At 66.3% G+C, this 19,384-nt stretch carries 22 protein-coding genes; 11 read left to right on the top strand and 11 right to left on the bottom strand.

Annotated features, from left to right (window positions below):
* Window positions 1–142: 142 nt before the first annotated feature.
* The 3 genes from FVF75_RS01175 to FVF75_RS01165 form a co-directional block, all read right to left on the bottom strand.
* Window positions 143–1,276, bottom strand: a complete 1,134-nt coding sequence (locus FVF75_RS01175; RefSeq protein WP_148375920.1) for a carboxylate-amine ligase — start codon at window positions 1,274–1,276, stop codon at window positions 143–145.
* 85 nt (window positions 1,277–1,361) lie between these two features.
* Window positions 1,362–1,955, bottom strand: a complete 594-nt coding sequence (locus FVF75_RS01170) for a L,D-transpeptidase (protein ID WP_148375919.1) — start codon at window positions 1,953–1,955, stop codon at window positions 1,362–1,364.
* A 184-nt stretch (window positions 1,956–2,139) separates the two neighbouring features.
* Window positions 2,140–3,639: a CoA-acylating methylmalonate-semialdehyde dehydrogenase gene (locus FVF75_RS01165; RefSeq protein WP_148375918.1), complete on the bottom strand. Its 1,500-nt coding sequence runs from the start codon at window positions 3,637–3,639 to the stop codon at window positions 2,140–2,142.
* Between the two features lie 105 nt (window positions 3,640–3,744).
* On the opposite strand from FVF75_RS01165, the gene FVF75_RS01160 reads away from it, so the two are divergent.
* From FVF75_RS01160 to coaD, 3 genes are all read left to right on the top strand, one after another.
* A complete protein-coding gene (locus tag FVF75_RS01160) occupies window positions 3,745–4,641 on the top strand; it encodes a LysR family transcriptional regulator (RefSeq protein ID WP_148375917.1) in 897 nt (298 codons plus the stop codon).
* 87 nt (window positions 4,642–4,728) lie between these two features.
* Window positions 4,729–5,163: a CBS domain-containing protein gene (locus tag FVF75_RS01155; protein WP_148375916.1), complete on the top strand. Its 435-nt coding sequence runs from the start codon at window positions 4,729–4,731 to the stop codon at window positions 5,161–5,163.
* 74 nt (window positions 5,164–5,237) lie between these two features.
* Entirely contained in the window at window positions 5,238–5,735 is a 498-nt protein-coding gene (gene coaD / locus FVF75_RS01150; RefSeq protein ID WP_148375915.1) for a pantetheine-phosphate adenylyltransferase, read from the top strand.
* A 16-nt stretch (window positions 5,736–5,751) separates the two neighbouring features.
* On the opposite strand, the gene FVF75_RS17470 is transcribed toward coaD, so the two are convergent.
* The 4 genes from FVF75_RS17470 to FVF75_RS17465 form a co-directional block, all read right to left on the bottom strand.
* Window positions 5,752–5,913 carry a hypothetical protein gene (locus tag FVF75_RS17470; RefSeq protein ID WP_166126729.1) on the bottom strand — a complete coding sequence of 54 codons (162 nt, stop codon included), beginning with the start codon at window positions 5,911–5,913 and terminating at the stop codon, window positions 5,752–5,754.
* Window positions 5,914–6,051: 138 nt separating this feature from the next.
* Entirely contained in the window at window positions 6,052–6,819 is a 768-nt protein-coding gene (locus FVF75_RS01145) for a hypothetical protein (protein ID WP_148375914.1), read from the bottom strand.
* A gap of 79 nt (window positions 6,820–6,898) precedes the next feature.
* Entirely contained in the window at window positions 6,899–7,900 is a 1,002-nt protein-coding gene (gene gap / locus FVF75_RS01140; RefSeq protein ID WP_148375913.1) for a type I glyceraldehyde-3-phosphate dehydrogenase, read from the bottom strand.
* Window positions 7,901–8,014: 114 nt separating this feature from the next.
* Window positions 8,015–8,158, bottom strand: a complete 144-nt coding sequence (locus FVF75_RS17465) for a hypothetical protein (protein ID WP_187392946.1) — start codon at window positions 8,156–8,158, stop codon at window positions 8,015–8,017.
* Window positions 8,159–8,291: 133 nt separating this feature from the next.
* Here FVF75_RS17465 and FVF75_RS01135 point away from each other — a divergent pair, with 133 nt between their 5' ends.
* Window positions 8,292–9,257, top strand: coding sequence for a DUF808 domain-containing protein (locus FVF75_RS01135; protein ID WP_148375912.1), 966 nt, complete (start codon window positions 8,292–8,294; stop codon window positions 9,255–9,257).
* A gap of 60 nt (window positions 9,258–9,317) precedes the next feature.
* Here the strand turns inward: FVF75_RS01135 and tkt are convergent, their stop codons facing one another.
* Window positions 9,318–11,339 carry a transketolase gene (gene tkt / locus FVF75_RS01130; protein WP_148375911.1) on the bottom strand — a complete coding sequence of 674 codons (2,022 nt, stop codon included), beginning with the start codon at window positions 11,337–11,339 and terminating at the stop codon, window positions 9,318–9,320.
* Window positions 11,340–11,581: 242 nt separating this feature from the next.
* Between tkt and FVF75_RS01125 the strand changes: the two genes are divergently transcribed.
* Window positions 11,582–12,100, top strand: coding sequence for a hypothetical protein (locus FVF75_RS01125; protein WP_148375910.1), 519 nt, complete (start codon window positions 11,582–11,584; stop codon window positions 12,098–12,100).
* Entirely contained in the window at window positions 12,093–12,467 is a 375-nt protein-coding gene (locus FVF75_RS01120; RefSeq protein ID WP_148375909.1) for a cell division protein ZapA, read from the top strand. The genes FVF75_RS01125 and FVF75_RS01120 overlap by 8 nt, the downstream gene beginning before the upstream one ends.
* Before the next feature lie 148 nt (window positions 12,468–12,615).
* Here the strand turns inward: FVF75_RS01120 and FVF75_RS01115 are convergent, their stop codons facing one another.
* Window positions 12,616–12,930 carry a DUF1476 domain-containing protein gene (locus FVF75_RS01115; protein WP_148375908.1) on the bottom strand — a complete coding sequence of 105 codons (315 nt, stop codon included), beginning with the start codon at window positions 12,928–12,930 and terminating at the stop codon, window positions 12,616–12,618.
* Window positions 12,931–13,126: 196 nt separating this feature from the next.
* On the opposite strand from FVF75_RS01115, the gene purC reads away from it, so the two are divergent.
* The 5 genes from purC to FVF75_RS01090 all read left to right on the top strand — a co-directional run bounded on the left by purC (window position 13,127) and on the right by FVF75_RS01090 (window position 18,348).
* Window positions 13,127–13,888: a phosphoribosylaminoimidazolesuccinocarboxamide synthase gene (gene purC, locus FVF75_RS01110; RefSeq protein ID WP_148375907.1), complete on the top strand. Its 762-nt coding sequence runs from the start codon at window positions 13,127–13,129 to the stop codon at window positions 13,886–13,888.
* 81 nt (window positions 13,889–13,969) lie between these two features.
* A complete protein-coding gene (gene purS / locus FVF75_RS01105) occupies window positions 13,970–14,212 on the top strand; it encodes a phosphoribosylformylglycinamidine synthase subunit PurS (RefSeq protein WP_148375906.1) in 243 nt (80 codons plus the stop codon).
* 226 nt (window positions 14,213–14,438) lie between these two features.
* Window positions 14,439–15,107: a phosphoribosylformylglycinamidine synthase subunit PurQ gene (gene purQ / locus FVF75_RS01100; protein ID WP_148375905.1), complete on the top strand. Its 669-nt coding sequence runs from the start codon at window positions 14,439–14,441 to the stop codon at window positions 15,105–15,107.
* A gap of 36 nt (window positions 15,108–15,143) precedes the next feature.
* Window positions 15,144–16,940: a sensor histidine kinase gene (locus FVF75_RS01095; RefSeq protein WP_148375904.1), complete on the top strand. Its 1,797-nt coding sequence runs from the start codon at window positions 15,144–15,146 to the stop codon at window positions 16,938–16,940.
* Between the two features lie 73 nt (window positions 16,941–17,013).
* Entirely contained in the window at window positions 17,014–18,348 is a 1,335-nt protein-coding gene (locus FVF75_RS01090; protein WP_148375903.1) for a sigma-54-dependent transcriptional regulator, read from the top strand.
* 112 nt (window positions 18,349–18,460) lie between these two features.
* On the opposite strand, the gene FVF75_RS01085 is transcribed toward FVF75_RS01090, so the two are convergent.
* Window positions 18,461–18,697 (bottom strand): DUF1289 domain-containing protein, encoded by a 237-nt coding sequence (locus FVF75_RS01085; protein WP_148375902.1) that lies wholly within the window; start codon window positions 18,695–18,697, stop codon window positions 18,461–18,463.
* Entirely contained in the window at window positions 18,694–19,158 is a 465-nt protein-coding gene (gene ruvX, locus FVF75_RS01080; protein ID WP_148375901.1) for a Holliday junction resolvase RuvX, read from the bottom strand. Before ruvX ends, FVF75_RS01085 begins: the two co-directional genes overlap by 4 nt.
* Window positions 19,159–19,384 lie beyond the last annotated feature (226 nt).

The following is a 19,384-nucleotide window of genomic DNA, read 5'->3' as shown; positions in this document are numbered from 1 at the left end:
TGGCCCCGGTGTTCCCTGTCGCCGGAGCGCTTGAATTGAACCGATGTTCAATTCCGGAATTGATCGGGTTTCCGCGCAAATCTCAACCCGAAATCCCTCAAAGAGGCTTTGCAGGGATGCAAGGCGCGGTCAATGGTCCGGCTCAGAGATCGGCGTGAAACTCCGCGATCAGATGCCGCACCACTTCGCGCAGCGCCTCGTTCACCGGCAATTCCGACTCGACCGCATCGCGGTAAACCCGGCGCTGGCGGTCGGCGGCGTTGCCGTTCAACAGGATCGTGCGCGCCCCCTCGACCTCGGCGAGACAGCCCAGCGCTTCGGCGTCCTCGGCCACAAGCTCGATCAACTCCTCGACCAGCACCTCCATCGGTACCACTTCGTGGCGGCCAAAGTCGATCAGCCCGCCGCGCACCCCGTAGCGTTGCGCGCGCCAGCGGTTTTCCGCGATCAGGAAGTTGGCATAGAGCCGCCAGCGCTGGTTGCGTTTCTTCAGCCGCCACAGGCAGCGCGCCAGCGATTGCACCAGTGCGGCCAGCGTCAGCGTGGTTTCCATCCGGGGCGACACGTCGCAGATCCGCGCCTCGATGGTGGGAAACCGGGCCGAGGGGCGCAGATCCCACCAGATTTTCGAGGCATCCTCGATCAACCCCAGGTCGACCACCGCCTGAACCGAACGGGCATATTCCGCCCAGCTTGAAAACTGCGGCGGCAGGCCGGTGCGCGGCAGGTTGTCGAAGATCGTCAGGCGGTAGCTGTCGAGCCCGGTATCCTCGCCCTGCCAGTAGGGCGACGAGGCCGACAGCGCCAGAAGATGCGGCAGGAAGTAGGACAGCTGGTTGACGATGTCGATGCGGTCCTCTTCGTCCGGTATCCCGACATGCACATGCATGCCGCAGATGAGCAGCCGCCGCGCGACGCCGCCAAGATCGCGGCGCAGGTCGTTGTAGCGTTCCTTGTCGGTGTGGTGCTGGTCCTTCCAGTCCGCGAACGGGTGGCACGAGGCCGCGATCACCTCGAGCCCGTGGGCGCGGGCGTGTTTCGATACGGTGCGCCTGAGATGCCCCAGATCTTCGCGCGCCTCGGCTGTGGCGCGGCAGACATGGGTGCCGATCTCGATCTGGCATTGCAGGAATTCGGGGCTGACACGTTCGTCGAGGTCGGCCTTGCAGGCGTCCATCAGGCTGTTCGGCGCCACCGCGAGTTCGAGGGTTTCCTGATCGACGAGCAGGTATTCCTCTTCGATGCCGATGGTGAAGTCCGGGATTTCCCTGGCCATCGCCTCTCCCCAAGCCTGTGGGGGTCAGGTTCGCAGGAAATCCGTTGCCGGGCAAGGCTTTCGCCACCTTGCCCGGCAGATGTCGTCAGATCAGGCGCACCTGGGTGCCGACCGGAACCAGTTCGAACAGCTCGGCGATCTTGTCGTTGTAAAGCCCGATGCAGCCGTCCGAGGATTTGCGGCCGATCTTGCGCGTGTCATGGGTGCCGTGAATCAGGTAGGCGGGCCAGGACAGATAGAGCGCATGCGTGCCCAGCGGGTTGTCCGGGCCGGCGGGCACCACGTCGGGCAGGCCAGGGATGCGTTCGTGCATCGAAGGGGTGGGCGTCCAGGTCGGGCCGACCTTCTTGCGCACAACCTCGGTATAGCCGCGCTTGGTCAATTCGTCGGTGCGCGGCACCGAGGTCGGGTAGAGCCTGTAGGTCTCGCCGTCGCCCGACCAGAAATGCAGCGCCCGGCTGATCGTGTCGCAGACGATGGCGCCCTTGCCGAGGGTCTCGAAATGATCCTGCCAACGCTCGGTGCGGAAGCTCGAGATATTGTGGCGGGTGAAGGGTTCGGCCTCGGCCCCGGTGTCGGGCAGGGGGGTTGCGGGCATGGCCCGCAGGATCGCGGGCGCGAAGGGGGTAAAGGCGGCTGCGGCGATGAAGCCGCGGCGGGTCAGGGTCGATTTCGTCATGTCCGTATCCTGCTCGCTGAAAGTGGATGTTTCAGGTCGATTACCAACGCCGGCGCGGTAAGGCCAGATGCCCGATGCGCCCTCGCCGGAACGTGATGCGAGGTGAGCGGAAAGGTGCCAATCGGCCACGAAAAAACGCCCCGGAGCATCTCCCGGGGCGTTTCGTCAGGTCTGGCGGTCAGGCTCAGTCCATCGCCTTGAAGTGGAACTCGCCGCCGTCCTTGATGCCCGAGAACCAGCGCGCGGTGACGGTCTTGGTCTTGGTGTAGAACCGGAACGCATCCGCGCCATACTGGTTGAGGTCGCCAAAGCCCGACTTCTTCCAGCCGCCAAAGCTGAAATAGCTCAGCGGCACCGGGATCGGGAAGTTGACGCCGACCATGCCGACGTTGACCCGGTTGGCATAGTCGCGCGCGGTGTCGCCATCGGCGGTGAAGATCGCGGTGCCGTTGCCGTATTCGTTGTCCATCACCAGCTTCAGCGCTTCTTCATAGCTGTCGGTGCGCACCTGGCTGAGGACCGGGCCGAAGATCTCCTGCTTGTAGATGTCCATCGCGGGCGTGACGTTGTCAAACAGGCTCGGGCCGACGAAAAAGCCCTCCTCGTAGCCCTGGAGCGAGAAATCGCGCCCGTCGACCACCAGCTTCGCGCCCTGCTCGACACCCGAGGCGATCAGGCCCTCGATGCGCTGTTTCGCAGCCGCAGTGACCACCGGGCCGTAATCCACGTCGTCGCCGGCGGTGTAGGGGCCGACCTTCAGCTTTTCGATGCGCGGCACGAGGCGTTCGATCAGGGCGTCGGCGGTCTTCTGACCGACCGGCACCGCCACCGAAATCGCCATGCAACGTTCGCCCGCGGCACCAAAGCCGGCCCCGACCAGCGCGTCGGCGGCCTTGTCCATGTCGGCGTCGGGCATGATCACCATGTGGTTCTTGGCGCCGCCGAAGCACTGCGCGCGCTTGCCGTTGGAACAGGCGCGGCCATAGATGTATTGCGCGATCGGGGTCGAGCCGACGAAGCCGACCGCCTGGATGGTGTCGTTGTCGAGAATCGCGTCGACGCTTTCCTTGTCGCCGTTCACCACCTGGAACACGCCATCGGGCAGTCCGGCCTCTTGCAGAAGCTCGGCCAGCATCATCGGCACCGACGGATCGCGTTCGGACGGTTTCATGATCATCGCGTTGCCGGCGGTCAGCGCCGGCGCGAGTTTCCACAGCGGGATCATGGCGGGGAAGTTGAACGGCGTAATGCCGGCCACGACACCCAGCGGCTGACGCATCGAGTAGAGGTCGATGCCCGGGCCGCCGTCGTTCATGTATTCGCCCTTGAGCATCGACGGCGCGCCCATGCAGACCTCGACCACCTCGAGCCCGCGCTGAACGTCGCCGCGCGCATCGGGCAGGGTCTTGCCGTGTTCGCGGCTGAGGGTCTCGGCCAGTTTCTCCATGTCGCGGTTGATCAGTTCGGCCAGCTTCATCATCACCCGTGCGCGGCGCTGCGGGTTGACCGCGGCCCAGGCCGGTTGCGCCTCGGCGGCGCGCGCCACGGCGGCGTCAAGCTCTTCCTTGGTGGCCAGCGCGACCTTGCCCTGCACTTCGCCGGTGGCGGGGTTGAAGATATCCGAGTAGCGGCCCGAGGTGCCCTTGACGACCTTGCCGTCGATCCAGTGTTCGACTTGGTACATGATATTCCTCCTGAAAATTCCCCCGCACATTAGGCTTGCAAAAATGCCGCGAACAGAGGCAAGTTTCCAAAAGCGTTTTGCGTAAACGCAAGGGGAGGGGCGGAGATGGACCTCGATTGGGACGATCTGCGGATATTCCTCGCGGTGGCCCGGGGCGAAAGCCTGTCGGCAGCCGGGCGGGTGCTGAAACGCGACCCGGCCACGGTGGGGCGGCGGATCGCCCGGCTGGAGGAAGTGATGGGCGCGCCGCTGTTCGCGCGCTCGCCCCAGGGCTACGGGCTGACCGAGGCGGGCACCCGGCTGATGGTGCATGCCGAAGAGGCCGAACAGGCGGTGATGCGCGGTGCCGAGGCGCTGGACCGGCAGACCGGCACGCTGTCGGGGCAGGTGCGCATCGGCGCGCCGGATGGCTGCGCCAATTTCCTGCTGCCGCAGGTCTGCGCCCGCATCGCCGCCCAGCATCCCGACCTCGAATTGCATGTCGTGGCGCTGCCGCGGGTGGTCAACCTGTCGAAACGCGAGGCCGACATCGCCATCGCCGTGTCACCGCCCGAGACCGGGCGGCTGACGGTGCAGAAGATCACCGACTATCACCTGCACCTGGTGGCCTCGCGCGGCTATATCCGGCGTAGTCCGGCGATCAAGAGCCTCGACGACATCGCCGGCCATCCGGTGATCGGCTACATCCCCGACATGATCTTCGACAAGGAACTGGACTACCTCGCCGAGATCGGCGCGGACCATGCGACGCTGGGGTCGAACTCGGTGTCGGTGCAGCTCAACATGCTGCGCCAGGGGGCGGGGCTGGGCATCGTGCACGATTTCGCGCTGCCCTTCGCGCCGGGGCTGCGCAAGGTGTTGCCCGAGGCGATTTCGCTGACCCGCACCTTCTATCTGCTGCGCCATGCCGGCGATGCCCGGATCGAACGCCTTGCGCGGGTCTCGGGGATGGTGCTCGACGGGGTGCGCGCCGAAGTGGCGCGGCTCGAAGCGCGCACTTGACACCCTTTGGGCCGCGCGCAAGGTTGACATGGCGCGAGGGGAACCAGGCCGCGGACAGCGCGCCCAACGAAAAGTCGGAGACCGAAGATGCTCATCAGCCAGATCCTCAAAGACAAGCCCACCCAGGGCATCCTCAGCGTCAAGCCGGGCACCAAGGTGGCCGCCGCGGCGGCCCTGTTGTCGGAAAAGCGGATCGGCGCGGTGATCGTGACCGAGGACGGCACGCGGCCGCTGGGCATCCTGTCGGAACGCGACATCGTGCGCGAACTGGGGCGGCGGGGCACGACCTGCATGGAAGACGTTGTCGACGACCTGATGACTGCCGAGCTGATCACCTGCAAACCCGGCGACCGTGCCATCGAGGTGCTGCAGCAGATGACCGAAAAGCGGTTCCGGCACATGCCGGTGATGGAAGGCGACGAGATGATCGGGCTGGTGTCGATCGGGGACGTGGTCAAGGCGCGGCTGGACGAATTGTCGCGTCAGGCCGAAGACCTCAAGAACATGATCATGGGTTACTGACGCCGCAGCGCAGAAAATTCTTGCATTCGCGCATGCCATGATGTTGCCTGCGCGCGAGAAAAACAGGAGTTCTCATGCGCATCGGCCTTTATCCCGGCACGTTCGACCCGATCACGCTGGGCCATATCGACATCATCCGGCGGGCCTGCGTGCTGGTCGACCGGCTGGTGATCGGCATCGCGATCAACCGCGACAAGGGGCCGATGTTCGATCTCGAGGAGCGGGTCGAGATGGTCGAGGCGGCCTGTGCCAAGCTGGCCGCCGAGACCGGCACCGAGATCGTGGCGCATCCGTTCGAAAACCTGCTGATCGACTGCGCCAACGATGTCGGCGCGCAGATCATCGTGCGCGGGCTGCGCGCGGTGGCGGATTTCGAATACGAATACCAGATGGTCGGGATGAACCGCATTCTCGACGACAGCATCGAGACGGTGTTCCTGATGGCCGAGGGCAAATACCAGGCGATCGCCTCGAAACTGGTCAAGGAGATCGCCCGGCTCGACGGCGACGTGTCACGCTTCGTGACGCCGGAGGTGCGGATGCGGCTGCTGGAGAAGCTGGGCAAGGTCTGAGCGACGCGCCCGGCGTTCAGCCGTAGACGGCGCGGCGCGCGATCTTGTCGGCGTCGCCGGGGTAGATACCCAGATCCTCGACGGCAAGCTCGACCGGCAGTGCCTCGATCTCGCGTTTGACGCGCAGGTATTCGGCGCGTTTCTCCAACGTCCTGCGCAGGGTGGCGAAAGCAGTCATGGCGGTCTCCTTTCCTGCTGACCGGTTGCGTTCGGCCTCAAGATAGGAATGCTGCACCGCAGCGCAATCCCCGTGGTAGCGATAACGGAGTTGCGCCGGGCGCATGGCGGATTGCCGCCGGTCGGCCGGGCAGGGGCGTCAGGTGGACGGGGGGATGTCGAAGCCGTGGGCCGCGATCTCTGGCTTCCACAGCAGGCTGATCAGGTCGATGGCGTCCTGGTTGCCGCGGTAGCAATCTTCGAATGCCACCTTGTGCGGCAGCTTGCGCGAATCCTTGAGCCTGATGTCGCCGATCCTGAACCGCGAATGCAGGCCGCGCCCGGCAAGCCACCGCTGAAGATCCTCATCCAGCCTGTCGAACCTGAGCCATGTATCGACGATCACCCTGCCGTCGATCGCGGTGATCTTCTTGTTCTGCACGAGGGCCTGGGGATTGTTCATCACGAAGTCCGCGAAAGACAGTTCCTCCGGGGTCTTGCGCCGCACGGCCATGTCATAGTTGTAGCGGCTGACCGCGAAGGTAAACGGGTCGCGCAGGATCGAGATTATCTCGTAGGATTCGAAGATCCGCGCGCCGACCCGCTCTCGGACGGTCTCGGCGATCTGGTGGTCGCTGAAGCTAAACAGTTTCCTGACCGCGTGCGGGTGGCGCAGGCCCAGCCGCACCTCCAGCGCCAAGAGCCATTCATGCAGGCCCAGGTTGCGAAGCTTCTCGCGATAGTTCTGCGGCCCCCTGATGCCCAGGCGCTTGCACTGGATTTCGTCATCGTCGCCAAACACGATCCCGTAGACCGGGGTTATCACATCATCGGGGCCGCACAGATCGCTGAGGAAAAGCTCGACCGAGGAACCGGCGACCTTGGTCGGCTTGAGAAAGATGAACTTGTGTTCATGTGAGATGATCATCGCCGCCCTTCCGTTTTGCGTGGGGCGCAGAGAAAAGCCCGGCGCTGGCCGGGCTTTCCTGGTGTTTTTCACATTGGGGTCAGATCAGCTTGCCCATCGCGACGGCGGTGTCGGCCATACGGTTCGAAAAACCCCATTCGTTGTCATACCAGGTCAGGATGCGCACCATGGTGCCGTCCATCACCTTGGTCTGGTCCATGTGGAAGACCGAGCTGTGCGGGTCGTGGTTGATGTCGATCGAGACCAGAGGCTCGTCGGTATAGCCGAGGATGCCCTTCATCGGGCCATCGGCGGCGGCGCGGATGGCGGCGTTGACCTCGTCCACGGTGGTGTCGCGGGCGGCTTCGAACACCAGGTCGACGACCGAGACGTTGGGCGTCGGCACCCGGATCGCCACGCCGTCGAGCTTGCCGTTCAGTTCCGGCAGCACCAGGCCAACGGCCTTGGCCGCCCCGGTCGAGGTGGGGATCATCGACATCGCCGCGGCGCGGGCGCGGTAGAGATCCTTGTGCATGGTGTCCAGCGTCGGCTGGTCGCCGGTGTAGGAGTGGATGGTGGTCATGAAGCCGCGGGTGATGCCGATGGTGTCGTTCAGCACCTTGGCGACCGGCGACAGGCAGTTGGTGGTGCAGGACGCGTTCGACACGACCGTGTCCTCGGCGGTCAGGGTGTCGTGGTTGACGCCATAGACGATGGTCTTGTCCGCACCCGCGCCGGGGGCGGAGATCAGCACCCGGCTGGAACCGTTCTCGAGATGCGCCGCGGCCTTGTCACGGGCGGTGAAGATGCCGGTGCACTCCAGCGCGATGTCGACATCCGACCACGGCAGTTCCTTGGGGTCGCGGATCGCGGTCACCTTGATCGGGCCCTGGCCCACGTCGATGGTGTCGCCCACCACCTTGACGGTGCCCGGGAACTTGCCGTGCACCGAGTCGTAGCGCATCAGGTGGGCGTTGGTTTCCACCGGACCCAGATCGTTGATCGCGACCACCTCGATATCGTTGCGTCCCGATTCCATGATCGCGCGCAACACGTTGCGCCCGATCCGCCCGAATCCGTTGATTGCGACCTTGACCGTCATGTGACCTCCAGAAGCTCAAAATAGCCCCGCACGGCGCGTGGGGGCAGCCGCGGCCAAGGTCGCGATTTTCGCCCGGAGGTCAAGTGATACAGTGTCGCAAAGCCGATGTTTGCGTTACCGCCAGAACGCCAGCCAATCGAGCAGGGCATAGAGCTTGCGGCCCAGGAACACCGGCAGCCCGCCGCCGAACGCGAAGGCGTCGAGCGCGAAGACGGCGATGATGATCAGGGCAAGGCCGAGGGCGATCCTGTTGGTCATGCCCCGGTTTCTGTCGCATCCCCCCGCGCCGGGCAAGGAAATTCGCCGCGCGCCCGGAAGGGCATGTGCGGGGTTTTGTCCGCCCGTGCAGTTGCGGTAGGGTCGCGCAAATCACAGGCGGATCGGGGCGGGCATGAGCGGACTACTGGCACTTCTGGACGACGTTGCGGCGATTGCCAAGGTGGCGGCGGCCTCGGTCGACGATATCGCGGGGCAGGCGGCCAAGGCCGGGGCCAAGGCCGCCGGTGCGCTGATCGACGACGCCGCGGTGACGCCGAAATACCTGGTCGGGTTCGCCCCGGCCCGCGAATTGCCGATCGTCGGCAAGATCGCACGCGGCTCGATCCGCAACAAGCTGTTGTTCCTGTTGCCCGCCGGGCTGATCCTGTCGGCCTTCGCGCCCTGGCTGATCTCGCCCCTGCTGATGCTGGGCGGGGCCTACCTGTGCTTTGAGGGTGCCGAGAAGATCTGGCACGCGCTGTTTCCGCACGAACATGTCGTCGACGCGGCCCCGAAGGTTCCCGGCGATCCGACCCATCTGGAGAAAACCAAGGTGGCCGGGGCGATCAAGACCGACTTCATCCTGTCGGCCGAGATCATGACCATCGCGCTGGCCGCGATCCCGCATTCGACCATCTGGATGGACGCCGCGACGCTCGCGGTGGTGGCGATCGGGGTCACGGCGGCTGTCTATGGGCCGGTGGCGCTGATCGTGAAGGCCGACGACATCGGCCTCGTCATGGCCGAGCGCGGCGAATGGGCCTTGACCCGCAAGGCCGGCTGCATGCTGGTGCGCGGGATGCCGGGGTTCCTGCGGCTTCTGACCATCGTGGGCACCGCCGCGATGCTCTGGGTCGGCGGCAACATCGTGGTGCACGGGATGCACACTCTGGGCTGGCACCCGATCTACGATTTCATCCACCACTGGGCCGGGCTGGTGGGCGGGCTGGCCTCCGAGGCATTGGCGCCGACGGTGACCTGGATCGCGCGGGCGACGATGGACGGCGTGTTCGGGCTGGCGCTGGGGCTGGTGCTGATCCCGATCGGCACCCGACTGATCGCTCCGGTCTGGGGGGCGGTGTTCAAGGGAAAGGCGTGAGGGCCGCCGGGCCGAAGCCGGACGGCGGAATTGTATTCTGACGTTGCTCGGCGGTCCAGTTCAGCCGAGCAATTCCTTGACCCTGGCCACCACCACCTCGGCGGTGATGCCGAAATGCTGGTAGAGCGCCGGGGCGGGGGCCGAGGCGCCGAAGCTGTCCATGCCGACGAAGGCCTGCTTGGCCTCGCGCCCGCGTTCACCCAGCAGCCAGCGATCCCAGCCGCCTTCGCGCCGCGCCGCCTCGATGCCGACGCGCACCGGGCCGGCGGGCAGCACCTTGCGGCGGTAGCTTTCGTCCTGGGCCGCGAACAGCTCCATCGACGGCATCGAGACGACGCGGGTGCCGATGCCTTCGGCCTCCAGTGTCTCGCGCGCCGCCATCGCGATCTCGACCTCCGAGCCGGTGGCGATCAGGATCGCGCGGCGCTTGGCGGTGGCCTCGGCCAGCACATAGGCGCCCTGGGCGGTGAGGTTCTTGGTCTTGTGCTCCCGGCGCAGCGTCGGCAGGCCCTGGCGGCTGAGCGCCAGCACCGACGGCGTCGAGGTCGAGGTCAGCGCCAGTTCCCAGGCCTCGGCGGTCTCGACCGTGTCGCAGGGCCGGAAGGTCCAGGTGTTGGGGGTGGCCCGGCAGATCGCCAGATGCTCGACCGGCTGGTGGGTCGGGCCGTCTTCGCCAAGGCCGATCGAGTCATGCGTCATCACGTAGGTGACGGGCGCGCCCATCAGCGCGGACAGCCGCATCGCGCCGCGGGCATAGTCGGTGAAGGCGAGGAAAGTGCCGCCGTAGGGGCGCAGGCCGCCGTGCAGCGCCATGCCGTTCATCGCCGCCGCCATGCCGTGTTCGCGGATGCCGAAATGCACGTAACGGCCCTTGCGGTTGGAAGGGTCGAAAATGCCCAGGCCGGCGGTCAGGGTGTTGTTCGAGCCGGTCAGGTCGGCCGAGCCGCCGATGGTCTCGGGCATGATCGGGTTGATCACCTCGAGCACCATTTCCGAGCTCTTGCGGGTCGCGACCTTGGGGCCTTCGTCGGACACCTGCTTTTTCAGCGCCTTGATGGTCGCGGACAGCCGGCGCGGCGTGCCGCCTGCAAACACGCGGGCAAATTCGGCCTGGCGCTGGTCGGAGAGGGCACCCAGGCGCGCCTCCCACGCCTCGCGGGCCTCGGCGCCGCGCGCGCCGATCTCGCGCCACTGGCCGCGGATGTCCTCGGGCACCTCGAAGGCCGGGTGCGACCAGCCATAGACTTCGCGCAGCTTTGCGATGTTCTCGGCGCCGAGCGGCGAGCCGTGCGCCTTGGCGCTGTCCTGATACGCCGAGCCGAGGCCGATGTGGGTCTTGCAGTCGATCAGGGTGGGCTTGTTCGAGCCTTTCGCGGCGGTCAGCGCGCGGTCGATGTCCTCGGGGTCGTGGCCGTCGCAGGACAGAACCTGCCAGCCGGCGGCCGCGAAGCGTTTGCGCTGGTCGGTCACGTCGGACAGGGAAATCTCGCCGTCGATGGAGATATTGTTGTTGTCCCACATCACGATCAGCTTGCCGAGTCTCTGCATCCCGGCCAGCCCGATCGCCTCGTGCGAGATGCCTTCCATCAGGCAGCCGTCACCGGCGATGACATAGGTGTAGTGGTCCTGCACCTTGCGGCCAAAGCGGGCGCGCAGCGCTTCCTCGGCCATCGCCATGCCGACCGCGGTGGCCAGACCCTGGCCCAGCGGGCCGGTGGTGGTCTCGATCCCCTTGGCATGGCCGTATTCCGGGTGCCCGGCGGTGATCGAGCCCAGTTGGCGGAAATTGCGGATCTGCTCGAGCGTCATGTCCTCGTAGCCGGTCAGGTGCAGCAGCGCATAGAGCAGCATCGAGCCATGGCCCGCCGACAGCACGAAACGGTCGCGGTCGGGCCAGTCGGGGTTGGAGGCGTCGAATTTCAGGTGTTTTTCGAACAACACGGTGGCCACGTCGGCCATGCCCATCGGCATTCCGGGGTGGCCGGAGTTGGCCGCCTGCACGGCGTCCACCGCCAGCATGCGCACGGCAGCCGCGCGCATCCAGTGTTCGGGGTGTGTGTTGCGAAGCGTTGCGATGTCCACGGCGTGCTGTCCTTGTCTGGGGCCCTATTGCGGGCCGGTGATAGCAGCCGGGGCGCTTGGGTCAAGCACGCGGGCCAAGTGCTTGACCGCAAAGGGGGCGCAATTCCCCTGGCCATTGGTTAAACTTGCCCTTGCCCGGCTCCGGAGGCGATTCGCATCGGGGTGCGGGGCAGGACTGGCCCGGACGCCACCGCCTCCGGTTGCGTCCGCGTCTTGCAGAAGAAACTGGGAGTGGGCAGAGAATGAGCGACATAACCGACCTGCAAAGCCGGATCACCACGGCGCTCGACCGGATCGGCATCGGGCTGGACGCGCTGGTAAAGGCCCCCGAACCGGGCGCCGACAGCGACGAGGTGATCGGCCTGCGGGCCGCACTCGAGGAGGAACGCACCGCCAACGCGCAGCTCGAGGCGCGGGTGCTGGCGATCAAGGAAAAGCAGGATGGCACGGTGCGCGCCCTGTCCAACGAGGTCGACCGGCTGCGCGGGCTGCTCGAGGCCGAGGAGGCGGCGATCGCGCGCCTGACCCGGGTCAATGCCGAGTTGCGCGCCAACAACGCCGCCCTGCGCGAGGCAATCGCCGAGGGCGTGGCCGAGCCGCACCTTGTGAACAAGTCGATGATGGCCGAGCTTGACGCGCTGCGCGCCGCCCAGGACGCGGACCGGACCGAGGTCGACGCGGTCTTGGGCGAGGTCTCGCGCCTGATCGAGGACATGACCGACCGCCATGCGGCGGCAGAACAGGGGGCCGCGGATGCCTGACGTGACCATTACCATCGGCAACCGCAATTTCGAGGTTGCCTGCCAGGAGGGCGAGGAACACTTCCTGCACGCCGCCGCCGAGATGCTCAATACCGAGGCGTCGACGCTGGTCAGCCAGATGAGCCACCTGACCGAAAGCCGGATGCTTCTGATGTCGGGCCTGATGCTCGCGGACCGCACCGCCGGGATGGAGGACAACCTGCAGCTTGCCGAGCAGCGCATCGCCCAGCTCGAGGCGGAACTGGCCGAGGCGCGCGATGCGCTGAAGCCCTCGCAGGTGCCGGACGCGGTGACCGACACGCTGGCCGAGATCGCGGCCCGGGCCGAGGCAATCGCGGCTGTGGTCGAGGAAAAGGTCTCGGATTAAAGGCGCTTGCGAGCAGACGTTAATGCACCCGCGCGGGGCCATCCCGGCGCGGGTGTTGTGGTCTCATCGCGTATCGAGCGTTTGCCCCGGCCGCCCGCGCCGCGCCGACCCAATGGCCGGCGCGCGGATTTTGAGCCGTCGCCGCTGATCAGTTTTCGGCGACCAGCTCGGCCTTGACCTGGGCCAGGAACTCGGCCCGCTTCAGCCGCACCTCGTCCGCCGACGAGGCATCGCCCAGGTCGCCCGCGACCTTGCGCACCACGTCTTCGTGCCCGGCCTCTTCGAAATCGGACTTGATCACCTCGGCGACATAGGCCGCCACCGCGTCCTCGGGCTTGCCGAGTTTCTTGGCGGCCCAGAGCGCCAAGAGCTTGTTGCAGCGGGCCTCGGCCTTGAACTGCATTTCCGCGTCATGGGCGAATTTGGATTCGAACGCGCTTTCCCGGTCGTCGAAAATGGACATGTTTCGGCATCCCCTGTTGAACTCGGCTCTCATATGCCCGCGCCGGTGCGATCAGGCAACCCCCTTGCGGACCCCGCGCGGCGGTCGGCATCGCCGCGCCGGCCACCCGGCCCGGCTTGCGGGGCCTTGGGCATTGGACTATACGCCGGCCAAGGCGCGGCCGTGCAACGGCCCGCGCGCGAGGAAAGGTTTTGTCATGGCACGACGCAAGAAGCTCTACGAAGGCAAGGCCAAGATCCTTTACGAAGGACCCGAGCCGGGCACATTGGTGCAGTATTTCAAGGACGACGCCACCGCCTTCAACGCCGAGAAGCGCGCCACCATCGAGGGCAAGGGCGTGCTGAACAACCGCCTGTCCGAGTTCTTCATGACCGGGCTGGGCAATATCGGCGTGCCGACGCATTTCATCAAGCGGCTGAACATGCGCGAGCAGTTGATCCGGCAGGTGGAGATCATCCCGCTCGAGGTGATCGTGCGCAATTTCGCCGCAGGCTCGATGGCCAAGCGGCTGGGGCTGGAGGAAGGCACGCCGCTGCCGCGCCCGATCATCGAATTTTCCTACAAGGACGACGCGCTAGGCGATCCGCTGGTGCCCGAGGAATACATCATCGCCTTCGGCTGGGCGTCGCAGCAGGATCTGGATGACATCGTCGCCCTGGCGCTGCGGGTCAACGATTTCATGGCCGGGGTGATGTTCGCCGTCGGGATCAAGCTGGTCGATTTCAAGATCGAAATCGGCCGCGTCTGGGACAACGACTACATGCGTCTGATCCTGGCCGACGAGATCAGCCCGGATTCGTGCCGCCTGTGGGACATCGAGACCGGTCAGAAGCTCGACAAGGACGTGTTCCGCCGCGACCTGGGCAGTCTCACCGACGCCTATACCGAGGTTGCGCGCCGCCTGGGCGTGCTGCCCACCAATGTCACCCACGCCACCAAGCCGACGCTGATCAACTGAGGCGGGCAGGGGTTTTCTGAAACCCGTGCCGGGACGATTGCGAAAGGTCCGGGCGGGGTCGTCTGAAGGAAAGGAAGCCGCATGAAAGTCCGCGTCGATGTGATGCTCAAGTCGGGCGTGCTCGACCCGCAGGGCGAGGCGGTGCGCCACGCGCTCGGCTCGCTCGGGTTCGAAGGGGTCGACGGGGTGCGCCAAGGCAAGGTGATCGAACTGGACCTGGCCGAGACCGACCCCGACAAGGCCCGCGCGAGCGTCACCGAGATGTGCGAAAAGCTGCTCGCCAACACGGTGATCGAAAGCTATTCCATCTCGCTCGACACCTGAGGCATCCCGGCCGCAGACGGGACAGAGGCTCGCCTGCCAATCCGTTGCTGCCGTGGCGTGAAAACGGGAAAACCGCCACGTTCCTCGTGCCGTCGAGCCCGTTTGACATGCGGCCGGGACGTGGAAAAAACGCACCGGACGGACGAGGGTTCCATCACGCGCCGCGCCTCTTGATCTTGGTGGGCCGCGCGCGTATCAGCACCGCATATCCGCCAGGGAGCGCACCATGAAAGCCGCCGTCCTCGTCTTTCCCGGGTCCAACTGCGACCGCGACATGGCCGTCGCCTTCCAGCGCGCCGGCGCGCAGGTCAGCATGGTCTGGCACAAGGACGACCACCTGCCCGAGGATACCGATATCGTCGGCGTGCCCGGCGGCTTTTCCTTCGGTGACTACCTGCGCTGCGGCGCCATCGCCGCGCGCTCGCCGATCTCGCGCTCGCTGGTGGCGCATGCCGGGCGCGGCGGCTATGTGCTGGGCATCTGCAACGGCTTTCAGGTCCTGACCGAGACCGGGCTGCTGCCGGGCGCGCTGATGCGCAACGCCGACCTCAAGTTTCTCTGCAAACCCATTGATCTGACGGTGGAAACCGCCGACAGCGCCTTCACCTCCGGCTACGTGCGCGGGCAGCGGATCACCCTGCCGGTGGCGCATCACGAAGGCAATTACAACATCGACCCCGCGACCCTGACCCAGCTCGAGGCCGAGGACCGGGTGGCGTTTCGCTATACCGACGATCTCAACGGCTCGACCGACCGGATCGCGGGCGTTCTGTCGGGCAACCGGCGGGTCCTGGGGATGATGCCGCACCCGGAACGCGCGGTGGATGCGGCGCATGGCGGCACCGACGGGGTGGCAATGTTCCGCTCGCTTGTCGAGTCGCTGGTCGCCGCCTGACTTGTTGCGGGCGCCCGCGCGGCGTAACTTCTGCAAATGGCCCGTTCCGTCGCCTCCGTTCGGCCGCAGGCCGAAACCCTGCCGTCCCCGGCCAGCCTGTCGCTGCGCGCCCGGCTGTTTCTGATCGTTCTGGTGACGCTGGCGGTGGCGGTGGTCTGGGTGTCGAACGACTGGCTGACCCAACGCTATACCGAAACCACGCGCACGCGCGCCGAGCTTCGGCTGGCGCTCTATTCCGGCAACCTGATTTCCGAGCTTCAGCGCAATTCGGTGGTGCCGCTCTTGCTGTCGCGCGACCCGACGCTGATCGGGGCGCTGAATTCGGACGATTTCGCCACCTCGTCGCAACGGCTGATTTCCTACCGCGACGAGATCGGCGCGGCCTCGCTGGTGCTGTTGGACAAGACCGGACGGGTGGTGGCCGCGACCAACCGCGAACAGCTCGGCGCCTCGCTGCGTCAGGCGCCGTATTTCGTGAATGCGCTGCGGTCCTCCGACACCATCTTCACCGCCGCCCAGGACGATATCGGACGGTTCAATTTCACCTATGCGCGCAGGATTCAGACCGCCGGCCAGTTGATCGGCGTGATCGCCGTCGAAGTCGACCTGCTGAAATTCGAACAGGGATGGGCCGGGATCTCGGACGCCGTGCTGGTCACCGACAGCACCGGCCAGATCATCCTGACGACCGAGCCGAAATGGCGCGGCAAGACCGAGGCCGAGGCGATGAGCGCAATGTCGCCGCCCAGCGCGATCGAGCGCGCCATCCAGGCCACGGCGGAATGGGCCTCGCTGCCCGCCGAGGCGCTGTTCACCGGCGACGACGTGATGCGGCAGGAGGCCCGGATTCCCTTCCAGGGCTGGCGCATGGCGTCGTTCACCACCTTCGCATCGGTCCGCGAGCGGGTGAACGGGGTGCTGGCGCTCGAGATCATGGGTTTTGCCATTCTGCTGGCGCTGACCTTCTATGTCATCAGCCGCCGCGCCACCACGCGCTCACGGCTGTTCGCGCTCGAATCGGCCGAGTTGCGTCAGTTGAACGATGCGCTGCACCGCGAGGTCGCCGAGCGCCAGAAGGCCGAGAAGCACCTTCAGGTCGCCGAACAGACGCTGGCGCAAAGCTCGAAACTGGCGGCGCTCGGCGAAATGTCGGCTGCCGTCAGCCACGAATTGAACCAGCCGCTGGCGGCGATGAAGACCTATCTGGCGGGTGCCAAGCTGCTGCTGCAGCGCAAGCGCCCGGAGGAGGCGCTGAGTTCCTTCCAGCGCATCGACGATCTGATCGACCGGATGGGCGCGATCACCCGGCAGTTGAAATCCTATGCCCGCAAGGGCGGCGACGCGTTCGAACCGATGGATGTGCGCGAAAGCGTGTCCGCGGCGCTGTCGATGATGGAGCCGCAGCTCAAGCGCCGGCAGGTCCGCATCACCCGCAACATTCCGCGCGACCCGGTGATGGTCGAGGCCGACCGGGTGCGGCTGGAACAGGTGCTGATCAACCTCCTGCGCAACGCGATCGACGCGACCAAGACGGTGGACAACCCGCAGGTGGATATCCTTCTGACCGGCGGCGAGGTGGTGCTGATCTCGGTGCGCGACAACGGGCCGGGGGTGGCGGATTTCGATCGGCTGTTCGAACCGTTCTATACCACCAAGTCGCCCGGCGACGGTGTCGGGCTGGGGCTGGCGATCTCGTCAGGGATCGTGGCCGACCTCGGCGGCCGGCTGACGGCGCGAAACGGCACCGGCGGCGGGGCTGTTTTTGAAGTTGAACTTCCTATCTTGAAAGATACGGAGCATCATTCCGCATCGGAGATCGAAGCCGCCGAATAGCGCGGCACGGGTCCGACCGGGCAGGGATGGCCCGGATGAACCGGCCCGAAGGGGGCCGAAAGGGTAGAAACAGATGGCACAGGCAATGAAAATCGCGATCGTCGACGACGAACAGGACATGCGGCAGTCGATCAGCCAATGGCTGGCGCTGTCGGGTTTCGACACCGAAACCTACCCCTCGGCCGAAGAGGCGCTGAAAACCGTGGGCCAGGATTACCCCGGCGTGGTGGTCTCCGACATCCGCATGCCCGGCATGGACGGCATGCAGTTCCTCAAGAAACTGATGAGCCTCGACAGCGCGCTGCCGGTGATCATGATCACCGGGCATGGCGACGTGCCGATGGCGGTCGAGGCGATGAGGGTCGGGGCCTACGATTTCCTGGAAAAACCCTTCAACCCCGACCGGATGACCAAGCTGGCGAAGAAGGCGACGCAGCAGCGGCGCATGACGCTGGATGCGCGTGCGCTGCGGCGCGAACTTGGCGACGGCACCACGATCATGAAAAAGCTGATCGGCGCCAGCCCGGTGATGGAGCGGCTGCGCGAGGATATCCTCGACCTGGGCCAGTCCGACGGCCATGTGCTGATTGACGGCGAAACCGGCACCGGCAAGACGCTGGTGGCGCATGCGCTGCATGCGGTCGGTGCCAAGGCGGGCCGCAAGTTCGTGGTGGTGCGCTGCGCCGGGGTCGACGAGGAGACACTTGGGCGGCGGCTGTTCGGGCCGATGGACGACAGCGGCCACCAGCCGCTGGTCGAACAGGCGCGCGGCGGCACGCTGGTGCTCGAGGATATAGAGGCGTTGCCGATGGGGTTGCAGGCCAGGCTTCTGGCCTGGATGAACGACCAGGGCACGCCGCCGGAAACCCGGGTGGTGGCGATCTGCAACCTGCAGGAGGGCGGCAAGACCTGCGAGGATTGCCTGCGCCCGGATCTGTTCTACCGGCTTGCGGCCATGACCATCACCCTGCCGCCGCTGCGCCAGCGCGGCGAGGATATCCTGATGCTGTTCACCCGCTTCGCCGACCAGTTCGCCGACGAATACGGCTGCCCCGCGCCCACGGTGACGGCGCAGGAAGCGGCCCAGCTTCTGCAGGCGCCCTGGGCGGGCAATATCCGCCAGCTGATCAACATCGCCGAACGTGCGGTGCTGCAATCGCGGCGCGGTTCGGGCACGATCTCGTCGCTTCTGATGAACGACCACGACGACGTGCAGACGGCCACGATCACCACCGAGGGCAAGCCGCTCAAGGAATATGTCGAGGCGTTCGAGCGGATGCTGATCGACAACACCATGCGCCGGCACAAGGGCTCGATCGTGGGGGTGATGGACGAGCTTTGCCTGCCGCGCCGGACCCTGAACGAGAAGATGGCGAAATACGGGCTGCAGCGGTCCGACTACCTCTGATCCCGCCGCCGGCCCGCAGGCAACCGCGCCAGGATCGGCGCGCCGCATCCGTCTTCATCTTGGTCCAAATACTCACGGGCAGGGCATAGCGGCCAGGTGCGGCCCCTCCGCCTCAGCCCCGACCCTCCAGCCGCGCCTTGCGGCCGCCCTTGCGGCGGGCGGGCCGGGCCGCGCGGTCGGGCAGGGCGGCCAGGATCGCCTTGCGCTCGACCGGGGCCAGCCTCGGCCAGGCCGCGATCTCGTCGAGCGAGCGGTGACAGCCGAGGCACAGCCCCGAGGCCGGCTCGATCACGCAGACCTTGACGCAGGGGCTGTCGGCCTCGTCGCGTTTCCAGATGTCGTCGCTCACAGATGCCTCAACCGGTCCAGTGCCCCTTGCAGGATATAGCCGGCGGCGACGTGGTCGATCACCTCGGCGCGACGTTTTCGCGACGTATCCGCCTCGATCAGCGCGCGTTCGGCAGCCACCGTCGACAACCGCTCGTCCCAGAAGCCGATCGGCAGGTCGGTCAGGCGCGACAGGTTGCGGGCAAAGGCGCGGGTCGACTGGCAGCGCGGGCCTTCGCTGCCGTCCATGTTGCGCGGCAGGCCGATCACGATGCCGCCGATGGATCGCGCATCGAGGATGGCCATGAGGGCCTCGGCGTCCTGGGTGAACTTCTTGCGCCGAATGGTCGAAAGCGGGGTCGCGACCTGGCGCAGGCTGTCCGACACCGCGACGCCGATGGTCTTGTCGCCGAAGTCCAGCCCCGCCAGCGCCGTCGCCGGGGCCAGCGCCGCGGCGAACTCCTCGATGTCGTCAAGAATCACTCGGTCACCAGCCCGGCGTCCACCGCCGCGCGGCGCACGATGGCCAGCGCCGCGTCATCCCCGGCCAGGGCCTGCTGCGCCTCGCGCCAGACCGAGGCGGCGCGCGCGGGCTCGTCCATTGCGGCCAGCGTGTCGATCAGCTCGGCCCATTTCTCGGGCGGGCCACCCGCGGTGGCCAGTTCGTCCGACAGCCGTGTCGCCAGCCCGTCGAGCCTTGCCGCGCGCC

This window comes from Maritimibacter fusiformis, assembly GCF_008086115.1.
GTDB classification, from domain to species: domain Bacteria; phylum Pseudomonadota; class Alphaproteobacteria; order Rhodobacterales; family Rhodobacteraceae; genus Muriiphilus; species Muriiphilus fusiformis.
The sequence above is the reverse complement of the archived record's forward strand: the minus strand, read 5'-3'. Positions and strand labels throughout refer to the sequence as shown.